The sequence below is a fragment of the Pseudomonas sp. S2_E02 genome (genome assembly GCF_054668355.1).
Genome location: NZ_CP162761.1, coordinates 1,719,375 through 1,732,682, shown reverse-complemented (window position 1 = coordinate 1,732,682; position 13,308 = coordinate 1,719,375). Strand labels below are relative to the sequence as shown.

The following is a 13,308-nucleotide window of genomic DNA, read 5'->3' as shown; positions in this document are numbered from 1 at the left end:
TTGTTGTTTATCTACCAGAGCCCGGCTGCTGGCCGGGCTCACCCCTGAACGGACTTGTGGTTATTTATGGAAAAGTCGAAGTTGCGCAAAGTCGGTATGGGTTTAGCGTTAGTGGCAGTAGCGGGATTGGCTTTCTACACGGTGCAGGCACCGGCCGAGGCGCCGCAATACCTGACCGCGCCGGTGGAACGCAGTGACATTGAAAACGCGGTTCTCGCCACCGGGTTGCTCGAAGGCATCAAACAAGTGGACGTCGGCGCGCAAGTGTCGGGGCAATTGAAGTCGCTCAAGGTCAAGGTTGGCGACAAGGTGAAGAAAGGGCAGTGGCTGGCGGAAATCGATCCGCTGGTGTTGCAGAACACTTTGCGTCAGGCCCAGGTTGATGAGGAAAACCTGCAAGCGCAAAAACGCGCGACCCAGGCTCAGCTCAGGCAAACCAAAGCGATTTACGAGCGCTACAAGAACTTGCAGGACGACGCGTCGATCTCGCGCCAGGATTTTGAAACCGCCGAGTCGGACTATCAGGTGCAGCAGGCCAACCTGATGTCGCTGGATGCGCAGATCAAAAGTGCGCATATCCAGATCGACACGGCCAAGGTCAATCTGGCGTACACGCGGATTGTCGCGCCGATTGATGGCGACGTGGTCGGCGTGGTCACGCAGGAAGGGCAAACGGTGATTGCCAGCCAACTGGCGCCGGTCCTGCTGAAACTGGCAGATCTGGACACCATGACGGTCAAGGCGCAGGTGTCCGAGGCCGATGTAATTCACATCGCCCCGGGGCAAGAGGTGTATTTCACCATTCTCGGCGAGGACAAACGCTACTACGCGAAACTGCGCGGCACGGACCCGGCGCCGCAGAACTTTCTTGAAACACCGCCCGCCGGCACGCCTAAGCAAAGCAGCGCGGTGTTTTACAACGCGTTGTTCGAGGTGCCCAATCCCGACCATCGCCTGCGCATCTCGATGACCGCGCAGGTGCGCATTATCCTCGACACCGCCAAGTCGGTGCTGACCGTGCCGGTGGCGGCGCTCGGCCCGCGCAATGCCGACGGCAGTTTCCCGGTACGCGTACTCGACGCCAAGGGCCACGCGCAGTCGCGCAACGTGCAGACCGGGATCAACAACAACGTCAAAGTGCAGATCAACGCCGGTCTGGCAGAAGGCGACCGCGTGGTGATCGGTGATCCGCTGACCAATGTGGCGGGGGCCTGAGCATGACTGAGCCACTGCTACAGCTGAGCGGCATCACCCGCAGTTTCACCGCTGGCGACCGCGAGTTTCTCGCGTTGAACAACATCAATCTGACGATCAATGCCGGGGAAATGGTGGCGATCATTGGTGCCTCCGGTTCCGGTAAATCGACGCTGATGAACATTCTCGGTTGCCTCGATTACGCCACCGCCGGCAGCTACAGGATCAACGGCCAGGAAACCCGCGATCTGGACAATCAGGCCCTGGCCGAGCTGCGTCGCGACTACTTTGGTTTCATCTTCCAGCGTTACCACTTGCTGCCGCATTTGAGCGCAATGCACAACGTCGAGATGCCGGCGATTTACGCCGGTACGCCACAGCTTCAACGCCATGCCCGTGCCCGTGAGTTGTTGGCGCGACTGGGTCTGGAAGGCCATTTGACGCATCGGCCGAGCCAGCTCTCCGGCGGTCAGCAACAGCGCGTGAGTATCGCCCGCGCCTTGATGAACGGCGGCGAAGTGATCCTCGCCGACGAACCGACCGGCGCCCTCGACACGGCCAGCGGCAAGGAGGTCATGCGCATCCTGCTGGAGCTGCACGCGGCGGGGCACACGGTGATTCTGGTCACTCACGACCCGAAAGTGGCGGCCAATGCCGAGCGCATCATCGAAGTCAGCGACGGCGAAATCCTCAGCGACCGCAGCAACGAACGCGATACCACGCACCTGCTCAGCGAAGAACCGGTGGCACCGAAAGCCACCGCTTCGCGTCGCCTGGTCGCCAGTCTCGGGCTGTTCAAAGAGGCGTTCGCCATGGCGTGGGTGGCGTTGATCTCGCACCGCATGCGTACCTTGCTGACCATGCTCGGCATCGTCATTGGCATCACGTCGGTGGTGTCGATTTCGGCGGTCGGGGAGGGCGCGAAAAACTACGTGCTCAAGGACATCGCCGCGATTGGCAGCAATACCATCGATGTCTACCCCGGCAGCAGTTATGGCGACAAACGTGCCGCCGCCATTGAAACCCTGACGCCGGCCGACGTCACCGCGCTGAATCAGTTGTACTACGTCGACAGCGCCACGCCGATGATCGGCCGCAGCCTGTTGTTGCGTTATCGCAATATCGATCTGGATGCGCAGGTCAACGGCGTCAGCGATCAGTACTTCAAGGTGCGCGGGATCAAAATGGCCGCGGGCATCCCGTTCAGCGAAAGCGATGCGCGGCGCCAGGCGCAGGTGGTGGTCATCGATCACAACACCCGGCAGCGCCTGTTCGGCCAGGATGTCGACCCGTTGGGCCAGGTGATCCTGATCGGCAACCTGCCATGCACAGTGATCGGCGTGGCCGCGCAGGATAAAAGCCTGTTTGCCTCGGGCAAGACCCTCAACGTCTGGGTGCCCTACGAAACGGCGGCCGGGCGGGTGTTGGGCCAGCGTTATCTGGACAGCATCAGCGTGCGCATGAAGGACGGCCAGCCGAGCAAAGTGGTGGAAGAGCACGTCACCCAACTGCTGCTGCAACGCCACGGTACCAAGGATTTCTTCACCAACAACCTCGACAGCGTCTTGCAGACCGTGCAGAAAACCAGCCGCTCGCTGGCGTTGCTGCTGTCGCTGATTGCGGTGATTTCCCTGGTGGTCGGCGGCATCGGGGTGATGAACATCATGCTGGTGTCGGTGACCGAACGGACCCGCGAGATCGGTATTCGCATGGCAGTGGGGGCGCGGCAGTCGGACATTCGTCAACAGTTTCTGGTGGAGGCGGTGATGGTTTGTCTGTTGGGCGGGGCGATCGGCATTTCCCTGTCGTATGCCATCGGGCATTTGTTTTCGGTGTTTATCAAGGAGTGGGAGATGGTGTTCTCGCTGGCGTCGGTGTTGACGGCGGTGGTGTGCTCGACGTTGATCGGGATTGTGTTTGGCTTTGTGCCGGCGCGGAATGCTTCGCGGCTTGATCCGATCGAGGCGTTGGCGCGGGATTAAAAGCGGCCCCTCATCAAACCTGCTGGGCATTGCACAGGTCGTGATGTTGGGGGGATTGCCGGTGAATCAGGCATCGGAGCACGTCGCGGGATTGCCCTCACCCTAACCCTCTCCCAGAGGGAGAGGGGACTGACCGCAGTGTTTGCTGGAGATACGCCGACGTGGGATACCGAGTCGAACTCAGGTTTTGAACAGCACAAAAATCGGCTCCCTTTCCCCCTCGCCCCCCTGGGGGAGAGGGCTGGGGTGAGGGGGTAGATCCAACTGACACACCGCAAAACCTCGAATCACCGCCATCCAGAATTTCCATCAATAAACATAACGCCGTGAGCGCGTTTAAATTACACGAACCGTTACGTCATACCGCCTACAACACCTTGCGTCGTTACCTACGCGTACGCCAGAATCCGCCGGCTTGTGCGCTTATCCCATGGGCTCTATCGTTTCCCTGCCACTGCCTATCAGTGGTCGGGTTTAGTAGCCCGATTGGTATTAGTAAGTGCATGAGTTCCATTTAGTCAGGTGCGTCTCTGCCTGCACTCAATGGTGGTTGTGCGCAGGGCGCCCTCGGGCGCGCCGGTCTTGCTAATTCCACCGGTCTACTAACCTGTGCACAGCCGCCACCCTTCTTTTAGTAGAGAACGGTCGCGGCCCTATTTCAGGAATTAGATGAATATGTTCAAAGTTACGCCGAACCCTCCGGACACCGATCCGATCCCCTACGACGCCGCACTGGAACCTCAAAACATCAAAGAGGCCACAGAGCGGGCGATCAATTTCTACCTCAACCCTTCCGCACTCAAAACCTCAAAACCCACCCGCAAAACCGGCAAGATCTACCTGATCGACCCCACCGTCGACGACGAAACCCTGCTGGTTGAAGCCTACGAATCGCTGTCATCGGCAAGTGACATGGCCCGCGACCTTGCCGACTCGAACGACAGCCCGCACCGCAAGAAGATGCTGATCCTGCAACAGGTGATCATGTTGAGTGAATTGGTGGTGAGTCGCGTCCTCGACAATCAGCGCTTGCCCAATTAATTGCGAAACGGCCGCGTGAGGGAGCCTGCTCCCTCGCTGCGCAGAAGGAGTTTGAGCTGATGTCCAAGACACCCGATCCGCCGGTGACTGCGGCCAACATCATGGCCACGCCCTATACGCCCAACGCTATGTTCCGGGTCAACCCGCAAACCGATACCGAATCCCTGCTGGCAAACGCCTGTGAATCGCTGGCATCCGCCTCGGTCATGTTGTCTGATTTTGCCGGGATGCTGGAGGGGCCGCATCGCAATACCTTGCTGGGTATTGCGCAAGTGGTGATGTTGGGGGAATTGGCGGTGAATCAGGCATTGGAGCACGTCGCGGGATTGCCCTCACCCTAACCCTCTCCCAGTGGGAGAGGGGACTGATCGCGGTGTTTGCTGAAGATGCACCGACGTGAACTACCGAGCCGAACTCAGGTTTTGAACAGCACAAAGATCGGCTCCCTTTCCCCCTCGCCCCCTTGGGGGAGAGGGCTGGGGTGAGGGGGTAGATCCAACTGACCCACCCAAATACCGAAGGCGTCGCAATCCCTGCGTATCACGCCGCACTCGACGCCAACGCCTCCAACGGCGAATACATCCAGCGCATCAACGAATGCCGCCCGCTGATGCCCAACTTGATCGCCGCGCGTTTCAGATAACTCTCGACGGTGTTGACCTTCAACGCCAATTGCTCCGCCAGTTCCGGCGCCGTGCGGCCGGCGAGCAGGCCGACACACACTTCGGTTTCGCGGTTCGACAGGCTCAGTCCCAGTTGCTCCAGGCGCTCGTCAAAGCGCAGGCGCAAGGTTTCCAGGCCGCTGCCTTCGGCTGCATCGGACGGAATTTGTGGATCAGGGGTGGCCGGTTGCAGGGCGTTGATGTGTTTTTCCACCATCGGCAGCAGCACCGGGGAGATGTCCTGCAACAGGCTGCGCTCCTGCGCGGAGAAACGCTGCGACTCGCCGTTGCGGTACACCGAAATCACGTAGCGATAGCCGTCCTTGCGCCGGGTCAGGTGCAGTTGCGAGGCGTCCGCACTGGTCGCGGCCGGCGGATTCTGTAAATGGTGAGCTGCCGCACTGTGTTCGGAAAACACCGTTTCTGCGAGCAGGGCCGGCTCTTTCAGCGGCTCCGGCTCACTGCGGCTCGACGCGCGGCTCACCGGTTCGACACGCATCTGCCGGATGTGCGTGGCGTCGACCGCCAGTTGCGTCAGGATCAGGTCATGCAGCATGCGCGGAAAGTGCCGGCTGCCGGTGCTGGCGATGACCTTGCCGATGTGGGGGAACAAGTGTGAATTCATGTGCGTGTCATCCCTGAGAGGCGTTAATTCAAAAACGTCTGCAGCCCTGTCGACGATCTCCTTGGTCGACGAAAAACCGCAGACTTGGATCCTATCCTAGTACAACGTTTGAGCGACGGTTTAATGAAGGTGTTATTAGCTAATAACCCTGAATTTGCTGGCTTCAACGTGGGAACGAAGAGAACACCGTCGTTGAATTGTCCTGTTCAGGTTGACGGTGAAACCCATTTCAACCGATTTATCCCTTTTCGATGCGTCAGTAACCTGTACACAACTTGAACGCAACAACAACTTTCCAACATTGAAAAGGGACGCACACCATGACCACTCCAACCTACAACCGCCTGAACAAAGACGACGCTATCGTGCTGCTGGTCGACCACCAGACCGGCCTGATTTCCCTGGTGCAGGACTTCTCGCCAAACGAGTTCAAGAACAACGTGCTGGCCCTGGCGGATCTGGCCAAGTTCTTCGAACTGCCGACCATCCTCACCACCAGTTTCGAACAAGGCCCGAACGGCCCGCTGGTGCCAGAGCTGAAAGAGATGTTCCCGGACGCGCCGTACATCGCTCGTCCAGGCCAGATCAACGCCTGGGACAACGAAGATTTTGTGAAGGCGATCAAAGCCACCGGCCGCAAGCAGATCATCATTGCCGGTGTGGTGACGGATGTGTGCGTAGCGTTCCCGACCTTGTCGGCGCTGGCAGAAGGGTTTGATGTGTTTGTGGTGACCGACGCTTCCGGCACTTTCAACACCACAGTGCAACAGGCTGCATGGAGCCGCATGACCCAAGCCGGTGCGCAGATGATGAACTGGTTCTCGGTGGCCTGTGAGCTGCACCGCGACTGGCGCAACGATATTGAAGGCTTGGGTAATCTGCTGTCGCAGCGCATCCCCAACTACCGCAACCTGATGAACAGCTACTCGGCGCTGACGGCTCAGCAGAAGTAAGCCGACGCGACCGAACAAAAGCCTGCTCTGAAAGCAGGCTTTTGTCGTGTCTGCGCTTTAACGTGCTAGCAGCGTTTCGATGACGTTACTTCAGGTTATGGCTGAAGAACGTGGTCAATTTGGCGAAGGGAATCAGGTTGACCCGGTCGTACAAGTCGACATGGCCGGCCCCTGGAATGATCAGCAGCTCTTTGGGCTCGGCCGCGCGCTGGTACGCGTCTTCACTGAACTCGCGGGAGTGCGCTTGAGCGCCGGCAATGAACAGCAGCGGGCGCGGAGAGATGCTCTCGATGTCATTGAACGGGTAGAAGTTCATGAACTTCACGTTGCTGATCAGCGTCGGCATGGTGGTGGTCTGCGGCGAAGCACCGGCCGGGGTGACCTGGCCACGCGGGGTGCGGTAGAAATCGTAGAACTCGTCACCCACGGCATTGCCAGTGAGTTTGAGCGGTGTGCCGCCGGTGTAGCGGACCGGGCCGCCCCAGGACTGCGCGTCACGCTGCTGCGCCGCCTGTTCAATGATCGATTGGCGTTGCGCTGGCGTGAGCGAATGTTTGAGACCGTTACGGTTGGCAGCACCCATGTCGTACATGCTGACGGTGGCAATCGCCTTCAAACGTGGGTCGATCTTGGCGGCGCTGATGGCGAAGCTGCCGCTGCCGCAAATACCGATAACGCCGATACGCTCGCGATCGACCAGTGGGCGAGTGCCGAGAAAGTCCACCGCTGCGCTGAAGTCTTCGGCATAAATGTCCGGCGCAACCGACTGGCGTGGCAGGCCCTCGCTTTCGCCCCAGAAGGACAAGTCGAACGACAGCGTGACGAAACCCTGTTCCGCCATTTTGGTCGCGTAGAGATTGGCGCTTTGCTCCTTCACTGCGCCCATCGGGTGGCCGACGATGATTGCGGCATTTTTTGACTGTGGGTCGAGGTTCTTCAGGCTGAACAGATTGCCTGCGACCTTCATTCCGTACTGGTTCTTGAAGGTGACCTTTTCCACGGTCACTTTATCGCTGGTGTAGAAGTTGTCTGCGCCGTTCGACATATCGGCTCCCATGGCTGAAAAAGTACTGAAGAGCAGCCCGAAGGCCAAGCAAAAACCTTTCACTGGAATGTCCTTGCGATTGAGGGTTTATTCGTCTGAGCCTGTGCACGAACATTCTCTCGATCAGCGCCTCGGCGCCGAAGTGCATTCCTCTGGATTGCTTGCCTGATCCACTGAGTCCTGGATTTTTAATGCCGCGCAAACACGATTTGGCGGCGATGAGAGGGCAGGGACGGGATATGGATTACGCTGAGGATTCGGTGCTGGCCTCGACCAATCCGGTTTCAGCTTGCCGGCCACTGCGCTGAGTTTCCGGAACACCCATCGCGAGCAACACAACCGCTACCGCCGCAATAGCGGCCAGGGTCAGAAACGCCGCGCTGTAACCGGCCTCTTGCACCACGAGTCCGGCGAGGCCGTTGCTCAGTGCCGCGCCGAGTCCGAAGGCTGTCGTCAGCGCGCCGAGGCTGATGTTGAAGTGACCGGTGCCCTGGGTGAGGTCTTTGACCATGATCGGAAACAAGGCGCCGAACAGACCGGCGCCGACGCCGTCGAGCAGTTGCACCGCGACCAGCCAATAGGCATCGTCCGACAGCGTGTAGAGCACGCCGCGCAAGGGCAGGATCAGGAATCCGGCTAGCAGCAGCGGCTTGCGTCCCCACAGATCGGCTTTTGCCCCGACCAGCAATGCCGCCGGCACCATCACCAATTGCGCCGCGACGATGCAGGCCGAAGTCAACGGGGTGGCCATCTGCAAATTGGCTTGCGCGAGTTTTTGACTCACCAACGGCAACATCGCCGCATTGGCGAGGTGGAACAGCGCACAGCAAATGGCGAACAGCAACAGCGGCCGGTTGCTCAGCAGCACCGACAAACCGGAAGGCTGGCGGTGGCTGGCGTCGGCCGGATCCAGTCCACGGGCCAGATCATGGTCGATGGCTGCTGGCGAAACGCAGGCGATGGCAATGACACTGGCCAAAGCCATGGCCGCCATCAGATAGAACACCGCCACCGGGCCGAACAGGTAGGCAAATATACCGGCCAGCAGTGCGGCGCAGGCATTGCCGGCATGATTGAAGGTTTCGTTGCGCCCGGTTCGCCGAGTGAACGCCCGTGGCCCGGTCATGCCCAGGGTAATCGCACAAATGGCCGGGGCGAATATCGAGGCGGCCATTGCGCTCAAGGTTTGCGTCAGCGCCACCCAAGTGAACGACGTCACGAATGGCAGCACCAGGCAGCTTCCGGTCACCACCAGCGCGGCGATCGCAATCAACGCACGTTTGCGCCGGCTGTTGTCGACCCAGGCGCCGGCGGGTGTCTGGGTGATCAGCGCGGCGACCCCGGCGATGGTCATCACCAGACCAATGCTGGCCGGCTCCCAGTGATGCACCGCCAACAGGTAGATGGCCAGATAGGGGCCGAGGCCGTCGCGCACGTCGGCGAGGAAAAAGTTCAGGCTGTCCAGGGACAGGTTGTTGCGGCGATCGAGGTCAGCGGCCACGGCGGTGTCTTCAATGTTCGAGGTTTGCGGATGGATTCAACCTCAGCAAGCCTAATGACCTGCGCCCGTGAATATAAGTTGCAGGCCGCTGCCGTGTCGTTGTGAAACAACGCCAAGGGGCTGAAAACGACGTTCCGTCATACGGTTGCTGCACGTTCGACGCGCTACTTGTATCCTTGCGCCGGTCGAGGACATACGACCGCTGTTATTGCCTTGAATCAGTAACGGCCGGAACCGGAAACCGGACTTTCCATTAGGTACTTTCGTGAAGCGTGATACACACCTCGTCATCCTCTTGCTGCTGGTCATCGGCTGCTCCCTGGCGTCGCTGACCATCTGGAAAGTGCTGTCTTCGCGCGATCGCGCGCTGGAGGAAGTCAACGTGCACGGGTTGAACCTGACCCAAGCACTCGAGACCTATTCCGAAGGCATTGTCCGGCAAAGTTCGCTGCTGTTGCTCGGGCTGGTCGAACGCCTGGAAACCGAGGGCAGTGGCCCCGCGCAGATTCAGCGCCTGAGTGCCCTGATCAACCGCCAGCAACCGCTGATGCCACAGCTGAGCGGTATCACCATCTATGACCGCCATGGCCATTGGCTGATGTCGTCGAACCGGCCGATTCCGGTCGGTGCCAACAGCAGTGATCGAGCCTATTTCATTCATCATCGCGCCGATCCGAGCCGCGAACCCTTTATCGGGCCACCGATCCGCAGCCGTTCCAATCAGGAGTGGGTGATCACCGTCAGCCGCCGTTTCAATGATGATCGCGGCGAGTTCGCCGGGGTTGTGGCCGTGACCCTGGGCGTGGAAAACTTTCTGCGCCTGTTCGGCAAACTCGACATCGGCCAGGACGGCGCCATCGGCTTGTCCTATACCGACGGTACGTTGCTGGTGCGCTATCCCTTCCGCGAGCAGGACATGGGCCGCAACTTTTCCAAGTCGCCGATCTACGCCAAGTACCTGGTCGATCAATCGGTCGGCACCGCGTCTTATACCTCCAGCCTGGATGGCGTCGAACGCCTCTACGCCTTCCGCAAAAGTGAGAAGTTGCCACTGATCACCACGGTCGCCATCGGCAAGCGTGAAGCGCTCAAGGCGTGGCGAACCGAGGCACTGCTGTCGGCGGTGGTGGTGGCGGGGCTGTTGGGGCTCACCGGTCTGATCGGCTGGTTCTTGATCCTCGACATCCGCCGTCGGACCCAGGTTGAAGGCGAACTGCGCATCGCTCAGCAGCAGTTGCTCGGCTCCAATCGGCAACTCGAGTTGTTGGCCATGAAGGATGCGCTGACCGGGCTGGCGAATCGGCGCTGCTTCGACCAGACCCTGGCCACAGAGGCGCGTCGGGCAAAGCGCGACGGTTCGTCACTGGCCTTGCTGATGATCGATATCGACTATTTCAAGCGCTTCAATGATGCCTTCGGGCATGTTGCCGGCGACGCTTGTCTGCAAACCGTCGGTAGCGTGCTGGATGAGTGTGTGCGGCGACCGTCGGACCTGGTGGCGCGCTACGGCGGCGAAGAGTTCGCCGTGATCATGCCCGACACCGATATGGGCGGCGCTGCGGTGGTGGCGCAGCTGATTATCGAGCGCCTGCAGCAAGCCAACATTGCCCACCCCACCAGTCCGGTGGCTCGTGTGAGCCTGAGCATCGGCATCGCCGCTGCGCGCGGTGCGCACCTGGAGCCGGTGAGCGCTCTGATCGAGTGCGCCGACCAAGCGCTGTATCAAGCGAAAACGGCAGGGCGCAACAGGTTCATGACATCCGCTGCGCAACCCTCACTCAACGTCGATGGACAGCAGGCCACCGACTCGTGACACCAGCGTGTCGACGGCAAACGGTTTGGTCAGTACCTGCATGCCCGGGCCGAGCTGACCGTTGCCGATCACTGAGTTTTCCGCGTACCCGGTGATGAACAAAGTCTTCAGCCTCGGCCTGATTTCCCGGCCCGCATCGGCCATCTGCCGGCCGTTCATGCCGCCCGGCAAGCCGACATCGGTGATGAGCAAATCGATGTGCGCGCTGGAACGCAATACTTCCAGTCCCTCAACGCTGTCGGCCGCTTCGAGCAGGTTGTAGCCGAGGTCGTTCAGCACGTCTTTGAGCAGCGTTCGAACGGTGGGTTCGTCGTCGACAATCAGGATGGTCTCACCGGCCTTTGCCGGCAGGGTTGCCGAGTTTTGCGTGTCATCGTGATTGCGCTGCGTTTCGCCGCGGTAGCGCGGCAGGTAAATGCAGATGATGGTGCCTTGCCCCACGGTCGACTGCACCCGCACCTGGCCACCGGATTGCTTGGTGAAACCGTAGATCATCGACAGCCCCAGCCCGGTGCCCTGGCCCAGCGGTTTGGTGGTGAAAAACGGGTCGAACGCCTTGGCCATGACCTCCGCACTCATACCGGTACCGGTGTCGGCAACCGACAGGCACAGGTATTGCCCTTCGGGCATCTCCCTGATGCGCGCCGATTCAGCATCGAAGGTTCGATTCGCGGTTTCAACGGTAATGCTGCCGCCATCGGGCATCGCATCACGGGCGTTGATGCACAGGTTGAGCAAAGCGTTTTCCAGTTGGCTGGCGTCGACCAGCGCCGGCCACAGATCGGCGGCAACGACCGTCTTCAGGCGAATGCTCGGGCCGACGGTGCGCTGGATCAGTTCGGTCATGCCGGCAATCAGTGCGTTGACTTCAGTCGGCCGAGGATCGAGGGTCTGCCGGCGGGAGAACGCCAGCAGGCGATGGGTCAGGGCAGTCTCGCGTTTGGCGGCGTCCTGGGCGATCAGCATGTATTTGTCGATGTCCTTCAGACGACCTTGGGCGATGCGTTTTTCCATCAGCTCCAGAGAGGCACAGATCCCCGCCAGCAGGTTGTTGAAGTCATGGGCCAGACCGCCAGTGAGTTGCCCGACGGCTTCCATTTTCTGCGATTGGCGCAACTTCTCTTCGGCCTGCATCAGCTCTGCGGTGCGCGCCGAGACCCGTTGTTCCAGTGTGTCGTTGAGCGCTTTTAAAGCGGCGGTGACCCGGTCACGTTCGTCTTCGACATTGCGCCGGTCTTCGACATCGATCAGCACGCCGGGAAAGCGTAAAGGCGTGCCGTCCTCGGCGCATTCGACGCGTCCGTTGGCTTCGATCCAGGTGTATTTGCCATCCGCACCGCGCACTCGGTACTGGTGCGAATAGGCGCCACCGCGGGCAAGGGCGTCATTGATTGCCTCTGTCAGCCCCTCGCGGTCATCGGGGTGCACGGTGACTACCACTTGCTCCAGGCTCAGACCGTCACGGCCCAGTGCCGGGTCAAGGTTGAAGACCCGGGCGAAAGCTTCGTCGACGTAGAAACGATCGGTGGGCAAGTGCCAGTGCCAAGTGCCGATAATGGCGCCGGCGGCCAAGGCGAGTTGGACCCGTTCGACGTTTTCCCGAGCAATCGCCTCGCTGACGCGCAAGCGTTCCTGCGCGTCGCGGCGCTCGGTGACGTCGCTGAAGAAGATCGCAATCTGCCGATCGGCCGGGTCACCGACACGGACGGCGCGTACGTCGAACCAGCGTTCGAAGGTGTTGGCGTAGTTCTCGAAGTTGGCCGGCTCGCCGGTCTTGGCGACGTGGCCGTAGGTCTCGAACCAGAATTTCTCCAGGTTGGGCGCAAACTCGGTGACCCACTTGCCCCGCAGGTTGACCCCGGCCTGACGCTCGAACGCCGGGTTGGCTTCAACGAAGCAGTAATCGATGGGGTAGTCGTCGGCGTCGAATTTGACTTTGACGATGGCGAAGGCGGCTTCGATGGTTTCCAGAATGGTGCTGAAGCGCTCTTCACTTTTGCGCAGTGCGGTTTCGGCACTTCGCGAACGGGTCAGGTCGAGCATGGCCCCGATCATGCGTTCGGCTTTGCCGTCGGCATTGCGGATCAGATGCCCGCGGTCGAGCACCTCGGCGTAGGATCCGTCCTGACAGCGGAAGCGGTACTCGGCACTCCAGGTGGTGCCTGTGCCCGCCATCGCCGCCCGAATCGAAGTCTCGACCCGCGCGCGATCCTGCTGGTGGATCTGCGCAAAGCGCCAGTCACACGTCGGTTCGATGGCGCTGGGGGCATAGCCGTACGCCTGTTCCAACGCGTCGTTCCAGACAATCTGATGGGTTGTCAGATTCCAGTCCCAGACGGCGTCGCAGGTCGCTTTGACGGCCAGGCGCAGGCGCGTGACCTCGGACTCAAGCTCCTCGCGAGTAAGCTGTTTCAGGATATCCACCCCTCATGCCTTGATTATTGGTCTGCGTTCAATAGGCGTGTTTCAAGCGAACACCCAGGTTGCTTCGT

The 13,308-nt window shown here is 60.3% G+C and carries 10 protein-coding genes; 6 read left to right on the top strand and 4 right to left on the bottom strand.

Annotation, left to right across the window (positions count from 1 at the left end; all coding sequences use genetic code 11):
* Nucleotides 1-66: 66 nt before the first annotated feature.
* From macA to AB4O01_RS07750, 4 genes are all read left to right on the top strand, one after another.
* Entirely contained in the window at nt 67-1,215 is a 1,149-nt protein-coding gene (gene macA / locus AB4O01_RS07765) for a macrolide transporter subunit MacA (protein WP_414926479.1), read from the top strand.
* A gap of 2 nt (nt 1,216-1,217) precedes the next feature.
* Nucleotides 1,218-3,176, top strand: coding sequence for a MacB family efflux pump subunit (locus tag AB4O01_RS07760; protein WP_093430744.1), 1,959 nt, complete (start codon nt 1,218-1,220; stop codon nt 3,174-3,176).
* Nucleotides 3,177-3,851: 675 nt separating this feature from the next.
* Nucleotides 3,852-4,217 (top strand): DUF6124 family protein, encoded by a 366-nt coding sequence (locus tag AB4O01_RS07755; RefSeq protein ID WP_099756488.1) that lies wholly within the window; start codon nt 3,852-3,854, stop codon nt 4,215-4,217.
* Nucleotides 4,218-4,318: 101 nt separating this feature from the next.
* A complete protein-coding gene (locus AB4O01_RS07750) occupies nt 4,319-4,558 on the top strand; it encodes a DUF6124 family protein (protein WP_460092239.1) in 240 nt (79 codons plus the stop codon).
* Between the two features lie 199 nt (nt 4,559-4,757).
* Here AB4O01_RS07750 and AB4O01_RS07745 read toward each other — a convergent pair whose 3' ends face one another.
* Entirely contained in the window at nt 4,758-5,504 is a 747-nt protein-coding gene (locus AB4O01_RS07745) for a response regulator transcription factor (RefSeq protein ID WP_460091205.1), read from the bottom strand.
* Nucleotides 5,505-5,824: 320 nt separating this feature from the next.
* Between AB4O01_RS07745 and ycaC the strand changes: the two genes are divergently transcribed.
* Nucleotides 5,825-6,457 carry an isochorismate family cysteine hydrolase YcaC gene (gene ycaC / locus AB4O01_RS07740; RefSeq protein WP_007916011.1) on the top strand — a complete coding sequence of 211 codons (633 nt, stop codon included), beginning with the start codon at nt 5,825-5,827 and terminating at the stop codon, nt 6,455-6,457.
* Nucleotides 6,458-6,542: 85 nt separating this feature from the next.
* Here the strand turns inward: ycaC and AB4O01_RS07735 are convergent, their stop codons facing one another.
* Together AB4O01_RS07735 and AB4O01_RS07730 are read right to left on the bottom strand one after the other, a co-directional pair.
* Nucleotides 6,543-7,565, bottom strand: coding sequence for an alpha/beta hydrolase (locus AB4O01_RS07735; protein ID WP_099756485.1), 1,023 nt, complete (start codon nt 7,563-7,565; stop codon nt 6,543-6,545).
* A gap of 181 nt (nt 7,566-7,746) precedes the next feature.
* Nucleotides 7,747-9,003, bottom strand: a complete 1,257-nt coding sequence (locus AB4O01_RS07730) for an MFS transporter (protein WP_320336623.1) — start codon at nt 9,001-9,003, stop codon at nt 7,747-7,749.
* A gap of 265 nt (nt 9,004-9,268) precedes the next feature.
* Between AB4O01_RS07730 and AB4O01_RS07725 the strand changes: the two genes are divergently transcribed.
* A complete protein-coding gene (locus AB4O01_RS07725) occupies nt 9,269-10,816 on the top strand; it encodes a sensor domain-containing diguanylate cyclase (protein WP_257355358.1) in 1,548 nt (515 codons plus the stop codon).
* Here the strand turns inward: AB4O01_RS07725 and AB4O01_RS07720 are convergent.
* The gene (locus AB4O01_RS07720; RefSeq protein ID WP_460091204.1) at nt 10,778-13,240 is read right to left on the bottom strand and encodes a PAS domain-containing protein; all 2,463 of its coding nucleotides are present in this window, start codon (nt 13,238-13,240) and stop codon (nt 10,778-10,780) included. The genes AB4O01_RS07725 and AB4O01_RS07720 overlap by 39 nt on opposite strands.
* Nucleotides 13,241-13,308 lie beyond the last annotated feature (68 nt).